An 18,906-nucleotide genomic window follows, 5' to 3' on the forward strand; every position below is an offset into this window, starting at 1 on the left:
CCCAATATTTCAGAGGGCCTGCATCATCCGCCGGGCCGTCTGAAAACTCAAGCCACCACTTTTATTCCGTCCCTGCCCTGTTTGAACTTGGCTTTCAACACAGCGGGCAGCGTGTCGTCAAAATACCAGCTTCCGTCGGGCAGGGCCAATGCTCCGCCCGCGCAGCGCAAAGTGATGCTTTCGCCCGTCAGCGCATCGGTTTCGGTAACTTCCATCTCGCGCACCCTGCCCCAATCGGTAACGGGCAGCAGGTGCGCCGCCGTCAGGATGCGTTCATTCTGCCTCCCGATACCGTCCTGCCGTCCGCAACCGCCGCCGCACCGTCCGACGGCATGTACGGGACACGGCAGGCCCTGGGCGTGTTTTTCCGGCAGAATGTTCAGCGAATCCGGACAAAGCCCGTGTTCCAGCGCCCATGCCGCCAATGCGCGGCGGGCGGCTTTTTTGTGGACGAACAAACCGTAAGGCCGCCCGTCGCGGCTGCCGTTGGCCAGCGGCACAATCCGCGCCTGCAACGCCCCGCGCTCGTCGGGAACAAAGTTCACCGTCAGATAGCCTCCCGATTTTTCAGACGGCCTCAACGCATACTTCCGCTCGGCCTGCGCCTTCAACCATAAAGCGTGCAAACCGCCCGCGGCAGGCAAGAAGCGCACCTCGGCGGCATGCGCCACATACGGCGGAATATTCCCGCCATGCAGCGCCGCCGCCGTTTCCGAATAAACCCGTTCGTGCACCCCCACCGCCAGCGCCCCCTCCGATTCGTCCAGCCATATCAGCACGCCGCTGCTGTCGGGCAGTTGGTAAAGGCGGCGCGACAATCCTTCCGGCAACGAAGCCGGCAGCATTTTCGGATTCATCAGGCTGCGGCAATGCCGCCCCCATTCCTCCGCCCCTTTCTCAATCAGGCTCTTTTCCAGAAAATCACTCAGCGCCGCCACATCGGCCATCGCGCGGTGGCGGCTTTCCACCGCAATGCCGAAGCGTTCGATGATGCTGTCGAGGTTGTGCCTGTAAAACTGCGGATACAGGCGGCGCGACAGTTGCACGGTGCAAAGCGCGGGCGCGGCAAAATTCATACCTGCCCGCCGGAACTCATGGCACAGAAAGGTATAATCGAAGCGGCTGTTGTGCGCCACTACCACCGCCCCGTGCAACAGCGGCAGCAAGTCGGCCGCAATGTCGGCGAACACCGGCGCGCCGGATACGGTTTCATCGGTTATCCCCGTCAGCTCTGCCACAAATTTCGGTATCGGCTGTTGCGGATTGACCAGCCACTCGTAACGCTTCGCCACTCCGCGTTCGAAACGCAACACCGCCACTTCCGTAATGCGGTCGCGGTAAAAATTACCGCCGGTCGATTCCAAATCAACCACGGCCACAGGCCGCCCGAATCCCGCGAAAGCGGCGGCCAGATTGGGCCAACGCATTGTGTGCGTCATTTTTCTTTTCCAGCAAATTCAACAAACAAGCGCGCATTCTACCCGCATTCCCGACTTTTTTCAGCACAATGCTTGACGGGTCGGCACCACATACCTATAATCTCAATCTTTCTTGCACTGCACCCGTAGCTCAGTTGGATAGAGTATCTGGCTACGAACCAGAGGGTCGGGCGTTCGAATCGCTCCGGGTGCGCCACAAGAATATTCCGCGCCCATCGTCTAGCGGTTAGGACATCGCCCTTTCACGGCGGTAACCGGGGTTCGATTCCCCGTGGGCGTGCCAGTTTATTAAAAACGCTTTCATTTTCCGGTGAAAGCGTTTTTTGCATTCACCTTTGCCGCTCCGAATGGGCAAAACACCCCGAACCTTTCGCCCCGCCTGTTTTTCAGACGGCCTTAACCAATCTTTATGCTTGCCGCCGCCCTTTTGTACCGGCTTTAGCGTACACTGGCGCTCTTTCATCCAAGTAAGAATCAATTTTATGTACAAAGGCGAACGGTTCAACGCATACAGCCATTTAATCGGCACCATGCTGGCGGTTACGGGCATGGTGCTGCTGACCGTCAAAGCAGCCGTCAATTTCGACCCCTACAAACTCGCGGGCGCACTGACCTACGGCATCTGCCTGATTCTGCTTTATCTGGGTTCCACCCTCTACCACAGCATTCCCCAACCGAAAGCAAAAGCCGTCCTGCAAAAAATCGACCACTGCATGATTTATCTGCTCATCGCCGGAAGCTATACGCCGTTTACGCTGGTTACGCTCAAGGGCGGCTGGGGCTGGTCGCTGTTCGGCGTTTCTTGGGGACTGGCCCTGTTCGGCATCACCCAAGAGCTGACCATAGGGCGGAAAAGTGAAAAGCGGCGGTTGTCTATGGCGTTATACGTCATCATGGGCTGGCTGATTCTGGTTGCCATGTATCCTCTGGCCAAAATCCTGTCTGCCGCGGGATTGTTCTGGCTCGCACTCGGCGGCATTCTTTACAGCGCCGGAATTTACTGGTTTGTCAACGACATGAAAATCAAACACGGCCACGGCATCTGGCATTTATTCGTACTCGGCGGCAGCCTGGCGCAGTTTGTCTGCATTTACTTTTATGTCATCTAAAAAACTGTTAAAAGGCCGTCTGAAAAAGCAGAAACGCTTATTTTCAGACGGCCTTTTTCGTTTTTTGATACCCGAAAGGCTACATGCAACCCTTGTTCCGGCACAAACTGAACAGCGGCACGCCGCTTGCACGTATTTTTTCACCGCCGGTCAAATCGGTAAATTCCAAAATCACAGCAGCCTCGACCACCTCGCCGCCGAGCTTGCGGATAAGCTCCACTCCCGCCAGCATCGTGCCGCCAGTCGCCACCAAATCATCCACCAGCAACACCCGTGCACCTTTTTTGACGGCATCGGTGTGGATTTCCACCGTCGCCTCGCCGTATTCCAAAGCATAGCTCTGCGATACGGTGTCAAACGGCAGCTTGCCTTTTTTACGAATGGGCACGAAACCCACGTTCAACTGATATGCCAAGGCCGCGCCGATGATAAATCCGCGCGCATCCAGCCCCGCCACCGTATCGATTTTCTGCCCCATATAGCGGTACACCAGCAAATCCACCAGCAGGCGGAAATATTCCGCACTTTGCAGCACCGGCGTAATATCGTGAAACAAAATACCCTTTTGCGGCCAGTTTTCGATTTTGCGGATTTTCGCCGCCAACGCTTCCACGCCCATCACTTCAGGATGAATCAACATTTTTATTTATTCCTCAGATAGAAGTTTTCAAACACTTTGTTTATGTGAGCTAAAAACGGATATTCTACCCGAAATCCCGCCGCCATGCCGATGCCGCCTGAAAATGCGGATATGGCGCTTTGTGTTATAATGAAAAGATAGTTTTCCGCAGCAAAAACCATTATGCAGACAAACAAAAAAGGCAATATTTTCATCATTTCCGCCGCTTCAGGCACAGGCAAGACCACTTTGGTTTCCCGCCTGCTGAAAAACAACGGCGACATCCGCGTCTCCATCTCCCATACCACACGCCAACCGCGTGAAGGCGAACGGCACGGCGTCCACTACCACTTCGTACCCAAAGAAGAATTTGAGTCGCTCATCCGCCAAAACGCCTTTTTAGAACACGCCGACGTATTCGGCAACTATTACGGCACCAGCATCGCCGGCGTAGACGAACTGCGCAGCCAAGGATACGACGTGATTTTGGAAATCGACGTACAGGGGGCGGAGCAAGTCCGCCGCCTCCTGCCTGAAGCGTGCAGCATCTTCATTCTGCCGCCGTCGTTTGCAATCCTCGCCTCACGCCTGACCAACCGCGGCACCGACAGCGAGGAAGTCATCCGTACCCGACTGGATAAAGCACGCCACGAAATCGGGCAGGCCCCTTTGTTCGACTACATCGTCGTCAACGACGATTTGGACACCGCCGAAGCCGACCTGCTCCACATCATCAAAGCAGGCCGTCTGAAACAGGCCGCACAGAAGCCCTTTATAGAAAACCTGTTGGAAAATTCCTAAAAAACAGCGAAAATACGCTTTTATTTCATCCGATAAGAAAGACGACTGACATGGCCCGTATCACCACTGAAGACTGCACAGGCAAAATCCCCAACCACTTCGACCTCACGCTGGTCGCCGCCCGCCGCGCCCGCCAGCTTGAAAACGGCAACACCCCGCTGGTAGACGACATCCGCCACAACAAACCGACCGTTACCGCGCTGCGCGAAATCGCCGCCGGAGAAATCGGCATGGAACTGCTCAAACGCAACAAATAACCTAAAACAACCGCACGGCCCGTGCGGCACGGTTTCTTTCCCGCAAAACTGAAAATCCCGACCGCCGGCCGCCTTCATTCAAAGAATCATCCGAACACTTTCCCGCACACCCCACCCGCGTCATTCGGAATGCCGCCCCGACACACACAAAACAAAAAGGCCGTCTGAAATGCCAGCCCCACAGCCCACCGCCCCTTACGACGCGCTGACCGCCGAAGCCCGCGAACTCCTGTTCCGCACCGCATCGTACCTCAGCGAAAACGAACAGGCAGAGCTTGAAAAAGCAGTTGCCTTCGCGTTTCGCGCCCACGACGGACAAACCCGCAAAAGCGGCGAACCCTACATCACCCACCCGCTCGCCGTCGCCACCCAGCTTGCCATGTGGCACATGGACATCCAAGGCCTGTGCGGGGGCGTGCTGCACGATGTATTGGAAGACACTGGCGTATCCAAAATCGAAATGGCGGCGGAATTCGGCGATACCATCGCCGAAATGGTGGACGGCCTCTCCAAACTCGAAAAACTCAAATTCGAAGACCAAGCAGAGCATCAGGCCGAAAGTTTCCGCAAACTGATTCTGGCAATGACCAAAGACGTGCGCGTTATCGTCGTCAAACTCGCCGACCGCCTGCACAACATGCGCACGCTCGGCTCCATGCGCCCCGACAAACGCCGCCGCATCGCCAAAGAAACCCTCGAAATCTACGCACAAATCGCCAACCGCATCGGCCTGAACAACGCCTATCAGGAATTGCAGGACTTATCGTTTAAAAACCTCCATCCCAACCGCTACGAAACCCTGCGCAAGGCCATGAACAACAGCCGTAAAAACCGCCGCGACGTAGTCGGTAAAGTCTTACACGCGTTCAGCCAGCGGCTGGTCGGAGCCAACATAGAAGCCAAAATCAAAGGCCGCGAAAAAAACCTGTACAGCATCCACCAGAAAATGCTGGCGAAAAAACTGCGCTTCGCCGACGTGATGGACATTTACGGCTTCCGCGTCATCGTCGACAGCATTCCCGCCTGTTACGCCGCGCTCGGCGCGCTGCACACCCTCTACAAACCCAAACCCGGCCGCTTCAAAGACTATATCGCCATCCCCAAAAGTAACGGCTACCAAAGTCTGCACACCACCCTCGTCGGCCCTTACGGCCTACCCATCGAAGTTCAAATCCGCACACGCGAAATGGATGCCGTCGCCGAAGGGGGCGTTGCGGGCCACTGGATTTACAAATCCGGCGAAAACACCGTAGACCAAGCCGTACTCCATACCAACCAATGGCTGAAAAACATCCTCGACCTGCAAGCCAGCAGTGCGAACGCCATCGAATTTTTGGAACACATCAAAGTCGACCTGTTCCCCAACGAAGTCTACATCCTTACCCCGAAAGGCAAAATCCTCACCCTGCCCAAAGGTTCCACACCCATAGACTTCGCCTATGCCGTCCATACCGACATCGGCCACAAAACCGTCGCCGCCCGCATCAACAACACCATGATGCCGCTGCGTACCAAGCTCAAAACCGGCGATTCGGTGGAAATCATCACCTCCGAACACGCCAAACCCAACCCCGCCTGGCTCAATTTCGCCGTTTCCAGCCGTGCGCGCAGCGCCATCCGCCAGTACGTCAAAAACCTCAATCACCGCGATGCCATCGTCCTCGGCGAAAACCTGCTGCAAAAAGCTCTTTCCAGCCTGTTGCCAAAAGACATCCTGCTTTCAGACGACCTCAAAGAAAAATACCTTGCCGATCTCAACGACAAGCAAACCTCGTTTGAAGAAGTGCTCTACAACGTCGGCATGGGCCACACCCTGCCCGTTTCCGTCGCCATGCACATCGCCGAACTGGCGGGCGAGCACTTCGGCAGCGAAATCAAGCTCAGTCCGATTAAAATCAACGGACAAGAAACCGGCCGCGTGCATCTGGCCGAATGCTGCCACCCCGTCTCGGGCGACCCTGTCCGCGCCGTATTGACCAAAGACCGCGGCATGATTATCCACCGCGACATCTGCCCCACCCTGCTCAAAACCGATCCCGAACAGCAGCTCGACGCCGGTTGGGACAACATCGGCAACCAAACCTACCGCACCATCCTACTCATCCAGTCGGCAGATACTCACGGCCTGCTTGCACTGATGGCGCAAGCCATTTCCAGCTCCGGCGCAGACATCGAATCCGTGGACACGCCCTCGCGTTCGCAAGACGGAACCGAAGGCTTCGTCGAATTCAGATTTATCGTCAAAACCGCCGATTTGGAACAACTCAACCGCATCATCCACAATCTGCACACCATCCCTCAGGTCCGCAAAGTCATCCGAAACTGACGGCAAACCGGTTTTCAGACGGCCTCGCGCGCCCTCCGCCGCCTTGACATAACGCCGCACTTATAAGATAATCGCCCGATTGTTTACTGGCCTGAAAGAGGCCGCCGACCGGCAAATGCCGACCCGTTAGGAGGTGATGTTCACATCACGGCGCGCGTATCCCGCCGAAGCCGCATACGGCACACCAGCGATACGGACCACCCCATCCGCAGGCCGTCTGAAACGACACAAAATCCTTTTTCAGACGGCCTCAAAACGAATATTACGATTTAAATTAAAGGAAATAAAATGCCTGCAATCCGTGTAAAAGAAAACGAACCCTTTGAAGTCGCTATGCGCCGTTTCAAACGCGCCGTAGAAAAAACCGGCCTGCTGACCGAGCTGCGTGCCCGCGAAGCCTACGAAAAACCGACTACCGAACGCAAACGCAAAAAAGCAGCCGCAGTGAAACGCCTGCAAAAACGCCTGCGCAGCCAACAGCTTCCCCCGAAAATGTACTAATCGGAAGCGACCGGTTACAGGCCTGCCCTGTGATTGACGCAGCACACCGCCGGCTTTGTTCAGCGGTGTGTTTTTCTTTCCGTCCGACGGAGCATTTCCGTAAAGCCATCTGAAACAACCTGAGAAAAGCGAGTAGAAAATGAGCCTGAAAGAGCGACTGACCGAAGACATGAAAACCGCCATGCGCGCCAAAGACCAAGTGTCTCTGGGCACCATCCGCCTGATTAACGCCGCCGTCAAACAATTTGAGGTGGACGAACGCACCGAAGCGAACGACGCCAAAATTACTGCCATCCTGACCAAAATGGTCAAACAGCGCAAAGACAGCGCCAAAATCTACGCAGAGGCAGGCCGTCAGGACTTGGCTGACAAAGAAAATGCCGAAATGGAAATCCTGTACCGCTACCTGCCGCAAATGATGTCCGCAGAAGAAATCCAAGCCGCCGTTGCCGCCGCCGTAGCGCAAACGGGCGCATCCGGCATGGCCGACATGGGCAAAGTCATGGGTGTGCTGAAAACTTCGCTGGCCGGCAAAGCCGATATGGGCGAAGTCAACAAAATCCTGAAAACCGTATTAAGCGCCTGAACATAAGGCCGTCTGAAAATGACGGATCTCCGCCTCCATGATACCGAGCGAATTTATAGACGAACTCTTGGCCAAAGTCGATGTGGTCGACATCATCGACGAACAGGTTCCGCTGAAAAAAAGCGGCGCGAACTATATGGCCTGCTGTCCGTTCCACAAGGAGAAAACCCCGTCTTTTTCCGTCAGCCCGAGCAAGCAGTTTTACCATTGCTTCAGTTGCGGCGCACACGGCTCGGCCATCGGTTTCGTTATGGAACACCAAGGGCTGTCGTTTCCCGAAGCGGTGCAATATCTGGCCGACCGCGTAGGCATGACCGTGCCGCAGGTGCGCGGGCGGAACGACAATCCGGAAGTCCGTGCCGAGCGTAAGAAAAAACAACAGACACTGGAAGAAACCGTTGCGGCGGCGGCGGATTTTTACGCCCAACAGTTAAAATTCAATCCGGCTGCCAAAGAATATTTGGACAAGCGCGGCCTGAGCACAGAAGTTATCGCCCATTACGGCTTAGGCTACGCGCCCGACGGCTGGCAGCCGCTTGCGCAAGTATTCCAACCCTATCCCAACACCGCGCTGGTGGACAGCGGCATGGTCATCGCCAACGAAGGCAAGCATTACGACCGCTTCCGCCACCGCATCATGTTTCCCATCCGTGACCCGCGCGGGCAAGTCATCGGTTTCGGCGGGCGCGTATTGGACAATTCCAAACCGAAATACCTCAACTCGCCCGATACGCCTTTGTTTGACAAGGGCAAAAACCTCTACGGCCTGTATGAAGGCCGCGCTGCCATTAAAGACGCGGGCCGTATTTTGGTGGTGGAAGGCTATATGGACGTCGTCACCTTGTCGCAGTTCGGCATCGGCTACAGTGTCGCCGCACTCGGCACCGCCACTACCGCCGAGCACGTCAAAATCCTGATGCGCCAGACCGACGACATCTATTTCTGTTTCGACGGCGACAGCGCAGGCCGCAAAGCCGCTTGGCGCGCGCTGGAAAACGCCCTGCCGCAGCTCAAAGACGGCAAATCGCTGCATTTTCTGTTTCTGCCCGAAGAACACGACCCCGACAGCTACGTCCGCGCCTACGGCAAAGCCCAGTTCGAAGACGCACTGTTGCACCAAAGCAAGCCGCTCTCGGAATATTTCTGGGACGCTCTTTCAGACGGCCTCAACCTCAATATGCAGGAAGGCAAGGCTGAATTGGTGAAAACCAGCTCGCCGTTGCTGGCACAGATTACCGCGCCGGCATTGGGTTTCCTGCTGAAACAACGCCTGAGCGAACTGGTCGGCATCGACCCTGACAACCTCGCCCAACTGCTCGGGCAGGAAGCTCCCAAGCGCCATGTAAAGCAGAAAAGCTACAAACTGCCGGCCATATCCGTCAAACAACCGGTCATGCTGACACTGGTGCAGCGGCAAATCCGCAGCCTCTTGATAAATCCGGCATGGGCATCATATATAGACCTGCCCGAATATCTGCCCCTGACCGGTGATTTCGCCTGTTTGGCCAATCTGGCGGAAATGATAAAAAGCCACCCCCAGCCGCCAAGCAGCGCGCAGATTTTGGAACATATGCGCGGGTCGCCCTACGAAACCGCATTGAACCAAATCTTCCAATCGGCACTCAATTCATCAGACGAGATGGAAAGCGGCAATGAGGAAGATTGCGAAAGTTTCAAAATCGGCATGAAAAAACTCTTGAATGAGTTAAAATACAGCCAAATTGAATTACTTAAACAAAAAAGCTCGCAAAGCGGGCTGAACAATTATGAAAAGCAGCTACTGATGTCGCTGCTGATATCGAAGGCGAACTGACCTTCGTCCGACCGGCAATACGATACGGTGTACAACCCGTTCCCGCCGAACCCAAAAACAAAACAGGCCGTCTGAAAACCGTTTTTCCCGCTGCAACCGCGTCGTCTTGAACCCACCGCAGAACAACCGTTTTCAAACGTTTCAGACGGCTTCGGAGCACACAGAGCCGTGCTCCGCACCTGCCGGAAGGTGCAGACCCGCATACCGCCGGCACTGTTAAAAACCGTTACACCGACGAGATAATCTATGTCCAAACATACCGACGAATACCACGATCAAGACGACAACCGCCCGCTGACCGTTGAAGAGCAGCGGGCGCGCCTGCGCCAGCTCATCATCATGGGCAAAGAGCGCGGCTACATCACCTATTCCGAAATCAACGACGCCCTGCCCGACGACATGTCGGATGCCGACCAAATCGACAACATCGTCAGCATGATTTCAGGCTTGGGCATCCAAGTTACAGAACAGGCACCCGATGCGGAAGACATCCTGCTGAGCGACAACGCCGCCACCATTACCGACGACGACGCCGTTGAAGAAGCCGAAGCAGCCCTCTCCAGCGCCGACAGCGAATTCGGCCGTACTACCGATCCGGTACGCATGTATATGCGCGAAATGGGGCAAGTCGACCTGTTGACGCGCGAAGACGAAATCATCATTGCCAAAAAAATCGAAAACGCCCTGAAAAACATGGTACAGGCCATTTCCGCCTGTCCCGGTTCGGTAGCCGAAATCCTCGCGCTGATCGAGCAGGTGCGCAACGACGAAATCCGCGTTGACGAAGTCGTCGAAGCCATTATCGATCCGAATGAAGTTTTGCTGAACGAACTCGGCTTGGGTCATCTGGAAAACAACGCCTCGGCCGACGACAATAACGATTCCGACAATGAAAACGACGACGAAAGCGACGACGATGAAGACGACGGCAATAACGATTCCGATGCCCTGTCCGCCGCGAATCTGGAGGAACTGAAGCAAAAAGTGCTGGAGCATTTTGTCCAAATCGAAACGGCTTATACCAAAATGGTCGAGCAACTGACGAAACACCACAGCCGCCATGCCGCCTATTTGGAACACCGCGACGCGATTGCCAGCAAGTTGTTGGAAGTACGTTTTGCCACCCGCCAAATCGAAAGCCTGAGCGGCAGCCTGCGCAACCGCGTAGACAACATCCGCAAACTCGAGCGTGAAATCCGCGACATCTGCCTAGACCGCGTCCACATGGACCGAGACTACTTCATCCGGAATTTTCTGCCGGTCATTACCGATTTGAACTGGCTGGAAAACGAGATTGCCAAAGAAAACGCATGGAGCGGTGCACTTGACCGTTTCCGTCATGCCATCCTTGAAAAACAGACCGAGTTGGCGGAAATGGAAAAAGAAACCCGCATTTCCATCGGCGAGTTGAAAGACATCAACAAAAACATGGTCATCAGTGAAAAAGAAACTGCTGCCGCCAAGCAGGAGATGATTCAGGCCAACCTGCGCTTGGTGATTTCCATCGCTAAAAAATATACCAACCGCGGCTTGCAATTCCTTGACTTGATTCAAGAAGGCAATATCGGGCTGATGAAGGCGGTCGACAAATTCGAATACCGGCGCGGCTACAAATTCTCGACTTACGCAACATGGTGGATTCGTCAGGCGATTACCCGCTCGATTGCCGACCAGGCGCGCACCATCCGCATTCCGGTGCACATGATTGAGACCATCAACAAAATGAACCGTATTTCGCGCCAGTATCTGCAAGAAACCGGCGAAGAGCCTGATTCCGCCAAACTGGCCGAACTGATGGAAATGCCGGAAGACAAAATCCGCAAAATCATGAAAATCGCCAAAGAGCCGATTTCGATGGAAACGCCAATTGGCGACGACGACGATTCGCATTTGGGCGACTTCATCGAAGACATCAACAATGTCGCCCCTGCCGACGCAGCGATGTATTCCAGCCTGCACGAAGTCACCAAAGAAGTGCTCGAAAGCCTGACCCCGCGCGAAGCCAAAGTGTTGCGTATGCGTTTCGGCATCGACATGAACACCGACCACACGCTCGAAGAAGTCGGCAAACAGTTTGACGTAACCCGCGAACGAATCCGCCAAATCGAGGCCAAAGCCCTGCGCAAGCTGCGCCATCCGACCCGCAGCGACCGTCTGCGCAGTTTCTTGGACAGCGAGGACAACAAGCAGTAAAAATGGGTTCCAGAAACCAGAAGAGGCCGTCTGAAAACCGTATTTCGGTTTTCAGACGGCCTCTTTAAATTCATCAACCGCCGTCATTCCTGAGCGAACAGGATCGGCGGTTCGCATTACTCATCTGATTTACAGAACTGCCGTCGGATAAGAACCGGCCACTTTCACAAACGAGGCACGTTCATCCAACAACTTCAATGCAGCCTGCACGTTTTCGTCGTCTTTGTGGCCTTCGATATCGATAAAGAACAGATATTCCCACATCGCGGACTTGCTCGGACGGCTCTCGAATTTGGTCATAGAAATGCCTAAATCGGTAAACGGCCGCAGCAGCGACATCATTGCCCCCGCCTTGTTCGGCGCAGAAACCACCAACGAAGTTTTGTCGCTGCCGGTACTGACGGTATCCTGATGACCGAACACCAAAAAACGGGTGGTGTTGCTCGGCTCGTCTTCAATACATTTCGCCGCCATGCTCAGACGGTAGATTTCGGCAGCGGTTACACCCGCGACGGCTGCCAGTGTGCCGTCGTCTGATTCCGCTACGATACGCGCAGCTTCGGCATTACTGAAAACCGGTATGCGCTCCGCTTCGGGCAAATTGCGGCCCAACCAGTCGTTGCATTGCGCCAATGCCTGCGCATGGGCGAACACTTTGCGTATTCCGTTGATTTGGTGATTGTCTTTGCGCAGCAGATTATGGTGGATGCGGACGACGACTTCGCCGCAGGCTTTGAGCGGCGACACGGCAATCAAATCCAGCGTGCGGCCGATGGAACCTTCGGTAGAATTTTCCACCGGAGCGACCAGATAATCCGCCTGCCGCGTTTCCACCAGCTTGAAACAGTCGTCCACCGTAGTACACGCTTTTGTGCAGGCGGCATGGCCGAAATGTTTGATGGCGGCCTGCTGGGTAAACGTTCCCTTCGGCCCGAGATAGGCAATGGTCAGCGGACGTTCCACCGCCAGACATTCGCTCATAATCTCCCGAAACAGGCGGGCGACGGATTCGTTGGGCAGCGGTCCTTTGTTCAAACTCTGGATGCGGCGCAACACGGCGGCTTCGCGCTCGGGTCGGTACACCGCCCCCGTGCCTTTCAATTCGCCGATGGCATGGGCATGGGCAGCGCGTTCATTGAACAGGCGGAGCACGGCTTCATCAATCGCGTCAATCGCATCGCGGTGGGGCTGTAATTGTTCGTCAACCGACATAACGGGCTTTCTTTTCTAAAGTTAACCGATACGATTTTAACATCAAAAAGGCCGTCTGAAACGGTGTTCAGACGGCCTCCAACCTATCAGGCGTATCAGCCTTCCATCTGTTTGGCCTGAACGGCGGTCAATGCGATGGTGTAGACGATATCGTCCACCAGCGCGCCGCGCGACAGGTCATTGACCGGTTTGCGCAAGCCTTGCAGCAACGGGCCTACGCTCAATACGTTGGCGGTGCGCTGTACGGCTTTGTAGGTGCAGTTGCCGGTGTTCAGATCAGGGAACACCAAGACAGTGGCCCTGCCTGCAACGGAACTGTTCGGCGCTTTGGATTTGGCGACATCCGGCACGGTGGCGGCATCGTATTGCAACGGGCCGTCGATTGCCAAATCGGGGCGTTTTTCTTTCGCCAGTTTGGCTGCCTCCACCACAACATCGACATCAGGACCGCTGCCCGAATTAACGGTGGAATAGGAAATCAGGGCGACTTTAGGCTCGATACCGAAGGCTTTGGCAGAATCGGCAGATTGGATGGCGATGTCGGCCAGTTGCTCGGCGGTCGGATTCGGATTGACCGCGCAGTCGCCGAATACCAAAACCTGATTCGGCAGCAACATAAAGAACACGCTGGACACAAGGCTTGCGCCCGGTGCGGTTTTGATGAGCTGCAAGGCCGGACGGATGGTGTTGGCGGTGGTGTGAACCGCGCCGGATACCAAGCCGTCCACATCGTTTTGCGCCATCATCATGGTACCGAGCACCACTGTGTCTTGCAGTTGCTTGCGCGCGTCTTCCGGAGTCAGCCCTTTGGATTTGCGCAGTTCGCACATCGGCGCGACATATTGTTCTACCAAGGAAGCGGGATCAACGATTTCCAAAGAATCGGGCAGAGTTACGCCGCGCTCTTTGGCAACGGCTTCGACTTCCTCTCGTTTGGCGAGTAGAACGCAGCTGGCAATGCCTTTTTCGTGGCAGATGGCGGCGGCCTCAACGGTACGCGGCTCCGATCCTTCGGGCAGAACGATGCGTTTGTCGGCTTTACGTGCGAAATCAATCAGGTTGAAACGGAACTGTGCAGGCGACAGGCGCGAGCTTTGACGCGCGGCCAACCGCTCGGTATCTTTAACCGCGCTGCTCGAACCGAAGTAGCACAAACCGGTTTTCTCCGCTACCGCGCTACCTGTCGCCTCATCCGCGCCGTCGAGCACGAAACCGGCGACGGAATCGGGAGAAGTGGCGAAGATCTGTTTGGCCAGATTCAACTGAGTGGCCAGCACTTGCACGTCATCCCCTGCCACGGCAAACACTACCGCCGCATCGAAAGAAAGCGCCAATTCAAAGTTTTTACCGAACAGAAAGGCTTTTTCGGCATTCGGATAAATGCCTTCGATAACCAGTTTTTCCGCCTTCAATGCTTCCACTTTGCCGACCAGCGAATCAAACCAATCGTCGCTCTTGCCTTGCGCCAACAAAGTTTCCGCTTTATTGTCGAAAGCACGGAATGTCTGCGCACCCAGTGCGGCCGCTACTGCGCCGGTAACGACCAAACCGTCTGCACCGGAAGAAATCGGTACTACCAATACATTTGCCATGTTGTGTGTCCTTTTTGATATGTTCGTCATCAACAAAAATGAAAAAACATCTAAACTGATTTTTCATTTTATCACTTTAACACAAAGGTTATATATAACCCTATAACCTTCAAAACTTAATCAGAAAACACCAAGACATCATAACCATATATTCTTTAGTGAACTTTTTTATATTTAACCGTCGCATTACTGTACGTTGTTTTAGTACATTTTCTTTTCAAGGAGACTTAAGTTATACACGAATTAAATAATCGTAAATTGGTTAAGGTTATTGGAGCATTTGCTGTTCCCGGAGCAATCGCGGGGGGAATCAGTGGTTACGCAGCCTATGCAGGTATGGTTTTAGGTATAACAGCAGCAGTTGATATGATAGGAGTCTCTGCTGTTGGAGGACTTGCTACAGGTCATCTCGCTAAACACTAAAAATAATCTGATTATTGAAAAGGGAAACTACAAACATAAACCAAATTAAAGGAGCATTTAGTATGCGGAACGACTTAGGAATATTTTTCTTCAGTATTTTCTTTTTATGTTTTTTCGTTGGAAGATTATTCAGATTTAAAGAACATTTTTCCGCCGAAAAATATGGTTTCGGGATTAACTGGGTGTATCTTCTTATCGCTGCGGCCTCGACAGCAGTATTCTATATATCAAAAAGTTAATTAATTTTTCCTCTACTTTTCTTTTCAATCACCCATTGCCGCCAAAAGTTCTGCCTGATGCTCGGCAATCAGGGCATTAGTAATTTCTTCCAAGTCACCGTCCATCACAAAATCCAGCTTGTGCAGGGTGAGGTTGATGCGGTGGTCGGTCACGCGGCCTTGCGGGTAGTTGTAGGTGCGGATGCGCTCGCTGCGGTCGCCGCTGCCGATAAGGGATTTGCGTTCGGCGGCCTCTTTGGCTTGGGCTTCGCGTTTTTGCGCGTCGTTCAGACGGGCGGCGAGGACTTTCATCGCCTGCGCCTTGTTGGCGTGTTGGCTGCGGCCGTCTTGGCATTCGACCACCATGCCGGTGGGCAGGTGGGTGATGCGGACGGCAGAGTCGGTTTTGTTGATGTGCTGACCGCCCGCGCCGGATGCGCGGAAGGTGTCGATGCGCAGGTCGGCGGGGTTCAATTCGATGTCTTCGAGTTCGTCCGCTTCGGGCATGACGGCGACGGTGCAGGCGGAGGTGTGGATGCGGCCTTGGCTTTCGGTGGCGGGGACGCGCTGCACGCGGTGGCCGCCCGATTCGAATTTCAGACGACTGTAGGCACCCAAGCCGACAATGCGGGCGATGACTTCTTTATAGCCGCCCAGTTCGCTTTCGTTGGCGGAAACGATTTCAACCTGCCAGCGGTTGCGCTCGGCGTAGCGGCTGTACATACGCAGCAAGTCGCCTGCAAACAGCGCGGCTTCGTCGCCGCCCGTTCCGGCGCGCACTTCGATGAAGATGTTTTTGTCGTCGTCGGCATCTTTGGGCAGCAGCAGTTTTTGCAGTTCGGTATCGAGCGTGTCGATTTTGGCTTTCGCCGCTTCGATTTCTTCGGCGGCAAAGTCTTTCATTTCGGGGTCGGACAGCATTTCTTCGGCATCCGCCAAGTCGCTTTGCGCCAGCTGATAGTTTTGGAACACTTCGACCACGGGCGTCAATTCGGCGTGTTCGCGCGTGAGTTTGCGGTAGTTGTCCATGTCGGACGTGGCTTCGGGCTGTCCGAGGAGGTGGGTTACTTCTTCCAGTCGGTCGCTGAGTTGTTGTAGTTTTTCTAAGATAGACGGCTTCATAGATTCTTCCGATAAAAGGCCGTCTGAAAATCTGTTTCAGACGGCATCAATAAGTTAAGTCGGTCATTATAATACGTTTTCGGCTTTTATATAAGCTCCGGTTCGTCAGGCAGGCCTTTGCGGTATTCCAGCAATCCGTCTGCGTTCTGTTCGGTCTGCGCCGCGACTTCTTCAACAGCGATACCGCGCAGTTGCGCCACGGTTTCCGCTATCCGCCGCACATTGGCCGGTGTGTTCACTTCGTTTTTCAACATAAACGGGCTGTCGGTTTCCAGCACCATATCGTGCAAATCCAAGGCCTGCACCACCTTGCGGATTTTCCGTGCGGACGGGTTGAGCAGCAGCGAGCCGATACCGATTTTGAAACCAAGGCGGACAAAGGCCGACGCTTCCTCCGCGCTGCCCGAAAACGCATGGATGATGCCGCCTTGCCCGAAACCGGCCTCGACGATTGCCGCCGCGGCTGCCGACGACGATTTCAAATTATGCACCACCACTCTGCGTTTCAGCGACTCGGCCAATACGAGCTGGCGGACAAACAGTTTTTGCTGGCACTCGCGCTGCGCCGCAGTCTGGCTTTTGTCATAGAAATCCAAACCGATTTCCCCGACCCATGCCTGCGGATGGCGGCGCAGCAACGATTCGAGTTCGGCCAAATCCAGCTCCGGCGTTTCTTCGGCAAACCACGGGTGGATGCCCAAAGCGATACGGATGTTTTCAGACGGCCTCAATGACAAATCCGCAACGTCATACCAATCCCGACGGCAGGTCGCAGGAACGAGAAACCGCCACACGCCGCACGCCCGCGCCTCGCGTATGATGCGGTCGAGGTTTTGCCGCAAAGCGGGTTCGGCAAGATGGCAGTGGGTATCGGTAAACTTCATTTCCGCCCTTCCCTCAGCCGCCGGCCGCTTTACTGTTTTCCTTCCACGCCTGATGCGAACAGCTCCGCAACAATATGATGCCGCACACGGTCGAAGCCAGCATCATAAACGGCATAATCTGCGCCGTGCCGTTGTGCAGCCAAGTCGTCAGCATACCGACGCTCGCGCCGATAACCGACTGGCACACGCCCAGCACCGCATTCGCGCTGCCGCCCTCTTCCTTGAAATAACCCATGAAGCAGGCTTGCGTGTTCGCCGACACCAAACCCTGCGTGCCCACCGAAAACATCACGCAGCCGACCAGCAGCCAGAAAGGCGGCAAATCAAAAGCGGCCGCCGACACGGCCATCAGCAGGTTGGCGCCGAGTTGCACGATGATCCCCCATTTGAGGATGGCCTGCGGGTGCGTACCCGTTTTCAGGCGCCAGGCGGTAATGCGGTTGAACGTTGCCATCGTGATGATGTTCAGGCCGAACATCCATGCGTAAAGACGCGGAGAGACGCCGTAGAGTTTCATATAGACGAACGACGATTCGGTCAGAAACACAAACATCGACGAAAAACTGAACGCCTGAAAAAACAGATAGCCCATCGCGGCACGGGTCTGCAACACCCGTTTGAACCGTCCGGCCACCACGGCGAAGATGTCCCGGCCGATTTTTTCCGTTTTCGCCGGTTTGGGCAGAAACCCCGCCATCAGGCCGAGCAGCAGCACCGCATAAGCCAGCAGAAAGACAAAAATGGCCCGCCAGCCGCCCAGTTTTTGCAATTCCGCCCCCAACATCGGGGCGACCAGCGGCACCGCCATCATGATGATGCCGATAAGTGCGAACATCTGCGCCGCCTCGCGCCCTTCGTAATAGTCGCGGACCAGCGCGCCGACCACCACCACCGTCATCCCCGCCCCGAACGCCTGCACCATGCGCAGCAGCAGCAACTGTCCGCCCGTCTGCGCCATCGACAACAGCAACACGCTGACCAGATAAACCGCCAGTCCGACCAATGCCACCGGCCTGCGCCCCTTGATGTCGGACACCGAACCGCCGACCACCTGCCCCACCGCCACGCCGAACATAAACGTGCTGAGGCTCTGCTCGATAAGGTGGATATCCGCTTTCAGGCCTTGCGCCATTTCGGGAATCGCCGGCAGGTACGCATCGACCGAAAAAGGCATCAGTGCAACCAGCATCGCCATCAAAACGGCCATCCGTTGGCGGCTTAAAGGGGAACGGGGGGCTGCATTCATTTCAATCTTCCATAACACGGCAATAAAATAACCGCCCTCAGGCAACTTGGCGGCCGCAGGCGGTTGATATGGAAACGGATTATACAGGATTTTCAGACGGCCTCAAAGAAAACAAACGCATTGCCGAATTGGGCTTGGACGGGTAACGGCTACAAAATTTTCCGTGCGTGTTACCGTTTCGGAAATGGGGCCGATGTTACCGGCGCGGTCGATGAATCTGAACGACTTTGAAAAGCAGGTTCGGGCAAGTGTGTTTGCATCTAATCTGAAAGGGCGTTTTTCTTTTGATGTTTATATTTGATGTATTTCGCAAACATAAAATGTATCAGAATGACGACCAGAATAGCTTTGATGCCGTCGGGAATAAAGTGGTCGTCTCCCAAAAAATATTTCGGATTGACGATATAGAAACTCAGGACAAAATTTACGGCGGTAACAATAAAGCTGGAGGCAAAACAGATGACGGCAAATGCCTTCCAGTACCGTCTGCCGAGCCTCATCAGCAGGCGTAAATTCCTTTTATAATTTTCCCAAAACTTTTTCATATCGGCATCCTTTCCGATAA

At 54.7% G+C, this 18,906-nt stretch carries 16 protein-coding genes, 2 tRNA genes and 1 pseudogene; 11 read left to right on the forward strand and 8 right to left on the reverse strand.

The features are described from left to right. Window positions 1–47 precede the first annotated feature (47 nt). Window positions 48–1,439, reverse strand: a complete 1,392-nt coding sequence (locus tag ACI43T_RS05590; RefSeq protein ID WP_405385781.1) for a 3'-5' exonuclease — start codon at window positions 1,437–1,439, stop codon at window positions 48–50. Between the two features lie 119 nt (window positions 1,440–1,558). Here ACI43T_RS05590 and ACI43T_RS05595 point away from each other — a divergent pair. The 3 genes from ACI43T_RS05595 (at window position 1,559) to trhA (ending at window position 2,548) form a co-directional block, all read left to right on the forward strand. Continuing rightward, window positions 1,559–1,635, forward strand: a tRNA-Arg gene (locus ACI43T_RS05595). A 12-nt stretch (window positions 1,636–1,647) separates the two neighbouring features. Continuing rightward, a tRNA-Glu gene (locus ACI43T_RS05600) sits at window positions 1,648–1,722 on the forward strand. A gap of 199 nt (window positions 1,723–1,921) precedes the next feature. Next, a complete protein-coding gene (gene trhA, locus ACI43T_RS05605) occupies window positions 1,922–2,548 on the forward strand; it encodes a PAQR family membrane homeostasis protein TrhA (RefSeq protein WP_009174000.1) in 627 nt (208 codons plus the stop codon). Between the two features lie 79 nt (window positions 2,549–2,627). Here the strand turns inward: trhA and ACI43T_RS05610 are convergent, their stop codons facing one another. Then, complete coding sequence (locus ACI43T_RS05610) at window positions 2,628–3,188, reverse strand: adenine phosphoribosyltransferase (protein ID WP_377082077.1); 561 nt, start codon at window positions 3,186–3,188, stop codon at window positions 2,628–2,630. A gap of 162 nt (window positions 3,189–3,350) precedes the next feature. Between ACI43T_RS05610 and gmk the strand changes: the two genes are divergently transcribed. From gmk to rpoD, 7 genes are all read left to right on the forward strand, one after another. Next, on the forward strand, window positions 3,351–3,968 hold the full coding sequence (gene gmk, locus ACI43T_RS05615; RefSeq protein ID WP_405385782.1) for a guanylate kinase: 618 nt from the start codon (window positions 3,351–3,353) through the stop codon (window positions 3,966–3,968). Window positions 3,969–4,018: 50 nt separating this feature from the next. After that, complete coding sequence (gene rpoZ, locus ACI43T_RS05620; protein ID WP_009174004.1) at window positions 4,019–4,225, forward strand: DNA-directed RNA polymerase subunit omega; 207 nt, start codon at window positions 4,019–4,021, stop codon at window positions 4,223–4,225. A 169-nt stretch (window positions 4,226–4,394) separates the two neighbouring features. Continuing rightward, entirely contained in the window at window positions 4,395–6,551 is a 2,157-nt protein-coding gene (locus ACI43T_RS05625) for a RelA/SpoT family protein (RefSeq protein WP_297954212.1), read from the forward strand. A gap of 288 nt (window positions 6,552–6,839) precedes the next feature. Continuing rightward, complete coding sequence (rpsU, locus tag ACI43T_RS05630; RefSeq protein WP_002214819.1) at window positions 6,840–7,052, forward strand: 30S ribosomal protein S21; 213 nt, start codon at window positions 6,840–6,842, stop codon at window positions 7,050–7,052. 139 nt (window positions 7,053–7,191) lie between these two features. Beyond that, window positions 7,192–7,638 (forward strand): GatB/YqeY domain-containing protein, encoded by a 447-nt coding sequence (locus tag ACI43T_RS05635; RefSeq protein WP_377081655.1) that lies wholly within the window; start codon window positions 7,192–7,194, stop codon window positions 7,636–7,638. Between the two features lie 37 nt (window positions 7,639–7,675). After that, the gene (gene dnaG / locus ACI43T_RS05640) at window positions 7,676–9,451 is read left to right on the forward strand and encodes a DNA primase (RefSeq protein WP_377081652.1); all 1,776 of its coding nucleotides are present in this window, start codon (window positions 7,676–7,678) and stop codon (window positions 9,449–9,451) included. A 246-nt stretch (window positions 9,452–9,697) separates the two neighbouring features. Then, window positions 9,698–11,644, forward strand: a complete 1,947-nt coding sequence (gene rpoD / locus ACI43T_RS05645) for an RNA polymerase sigma factor RpoD (protein WP_308023049.1) — start codon at window positions 9,698–9,700, stop codon at window positions 11,642–11,644. Window positions 11,645–11,773: 129 nt separating this feature from the next. Here rpoD and pheA read toward each other — a convergent pair whose 3' ends face one another. The 5 genes from pheA to ACI43T_RS05670 form a co-directional block, all read right to left on the reverse strand. Then, window positions 11,774–12,856 (reverse strand): prephenate dehydratase, encoded by a 1,083-nt coding sequence (pheA, locus tag ACI43T_RS05650; RefSeq protein WP_377081649.1) that lies wholly within the window; start codon window positions 12,854–12,856, stop codon window positions 11,774–11,776. 95 nt (window positions 12,857–12,951) lie between these two features. Beyond that, window positions 12,952–14,448, reverse strand: coding sequence for a phosphate acetyltransferase (gene pta, locus ACI43T_RS05655; protein WP_405385783.1), 1,497 nt, complete (start codon window positions 14,446–14,448; stop codon window positions 12,952–12,954). A 686-nt stretch (window positions 14,449–15,134) separates the two neighbouring features. Continuing rightward, window positions 15,135–16,211, reverse strand: a complete 1,077-nt coding sequence (gene prfA / locus ACI43T_RS05660) for a peptide chain release factor 1 (RefSeq protein ID WP_009174477.1) — start codon at window positions 16,209–16,211, stop codon at window positions 15,135–15,137. 86 nt (window positions 16,212–16,297) lie between these two features. Then, the gene (locus ACI43T_RS05665; RefSeq protein ID WP_405385784.1) at window positions 16,298–17,095 is read right to left on the reverse strand and encodes a TatD family hydrolase; all 798 of its coding nucleotides are present in this window, start codon (window positions 17,093–17,095) and stop codon (window positions 16,298–16,300) included. A gap of 13 nt (window positions 17,096–17,108) precedes the next feature. Then, a complete protein-coding gene (locus ACI43T_RS05670) occupies window positions 17,109–18,341 on the reverse strand; it encodes a multidrug effflux MFS transporter (RefSeq protein WP_405385786.1) in 1,233 nt (410 codons plus the stop codon). A gap of 151 nt (window positions 18,342–18,492) precedes the next feature. Between ACI43T_RS05670 and ACI43T_RS05675 the strand changes: the two are divergent. Next, window positions 18,493–18,597 (forward strand): annotated as a pseudogene (locus tag ACI43T_RS05675) (helicase HerA-like domain-containing protein); the annotation flags it as partial. 4 nt (window positions 18,598–18,601) lie between these two features. On the opposite strand, the gene ACI43T_RS05680 reads toward ACI43T_RS05675, so the two are convergent. Then, window positions 18,602–18,886, reverse strand: coding sequence for a hypothetical protein (locus tag ACI43T_RS05680; RefSeq protein ID WP_293279499.1), 285 nt, complete (start codon window positions 18,884–18,886; stop codon window positions 18,602–18,604). Window positions 18,887–18,906 lie beyond the last annotated feature (20 nt).

It is taken from the genome of Neisseria oralis (genome assembly GCF_045062685.1).
Lineage (GTDB): Bacteria > Pseudomonadota > Gammaproteobacteria > Burkholderiales > Neisseriaceae > Neisseria > Neisseria oralis.

What these genes read in the sequence shown, in the direction of transcription:
- ACI43T_RS05590 (WP_405385781.1), bottom strand. Translation starts at nt 1,439, where the DNA reads ATGACGCACACAATGCGTTGGCCCAATCTGGCCGCCGCTTTCGCGGGA.
- trhA (WP_009174000.1), top strand. Translation starts at nt 1,922, where the DNA reads ATGTACAAAGGCGAACGGTTCAACGCATACAGCCATTTAATCGGCACC.
- ACI43T_RS05610 (WP_377082077.1), bottom strand. Translation starts at nt 3,188, where the DNA reads ATGTTGATTCATCCTGAAGTGATGGGCGTGGAAGCGTTGGCGGCGAAA.
- gmk (WP_405385782.1), top strand. Translation starts at nt 3,351, where the DNA reads ATGCAGACAAACAAAAAAGGCAATATTTTCATCATTTCCGCCGCTTCA.
- rpoZ (WP_009174004.1), top strand. Translation starts at nt 4,019, where the DNA reads ATGGCCCGTATCACCACTGAAGACTGCACAGGCAAAATCCCCAACCAC.
- ACI43T_RS05625 (WP_297954212.1), top strand. Translation starts at nt 4,395, where the DNA reads ATGCCAGCCCCACAGCCCACCGCCCCTTACGACGCGCTGACCGCCGAA.
- rpsU (WP_002214819.1), top strand. Translation starts at nt 6,840, where the DNA reads ATGCCTGCAATCCGTGTAAAAGAAAACGAACCCTTTGAAGTCGCTATG.
- ACI43T_RS05635 (WP_377081655.1), top strand. Translation starts at nt 7,192, where the DNA reads ATGAGCCTGAAAGAGCGACTGACCGAAGACATGAAAACCGCCATGCGC.
- dnaG (WP_377081652.1), top strand. Translation starts at nt 7,676, where the DNA reads ATGATACCGAGCGAATTTATAGACGAACTCTTGGCCAAAGTCGATGTG.
- rpoD (WP_308023049.1), top strand. Translation starts at nt 9,698, where the DNA reads ATGTCCAAACATACCGACGAATACCACGATCAAGACGACAACCGCCCG.
- pheA (WP_377081649.1), bottom strand. Translation starts at nt 12,856, where the DNA reads ATGTCGGTTGACGAACAATTACAGCCCCACCGCGATGCGATTGACGCG.
- pta (WP_405385783.1), bottom strand. Translation starts at nt 14,448, where the DNA reads ATGGCAAATGTATTGGTAGTACCGATTTCTTCCGGTGCAGACGGTTTG.
- prfA (WP_009174477.1), bottom strand. Translation starts at nt 16,211, where the DNA reads ATGAAGCCGTCTATCTTAGAAAAACTACAACAACTCAGCGACCGACTG.
- ACI43T_RS05665 (WP_405385784.1), bottom strand. Translation starts at nt 17,095, where the DNA reads ATGAAGTTTACCGATACCCACTGCCATCTTGCCGAACCCGCTTTGCGG.
- ACI43T_RS05670 (WP_405385786.1), bottom strand. Translation starts at nt 18,341, where the DNA reads ATGAATGCAGCCCCCCGTTCCCCTTTAAGCCGCCAACGGATGGCCGTT.
- ACI43T_RS05680 (WP_293279499.1), bottom strand. Translation starts at nt 18,886, where the DNA reads ATGAAAAAGTTTTGGGAAAATTATAAAAGGAATTTACGCCTGCTGATG.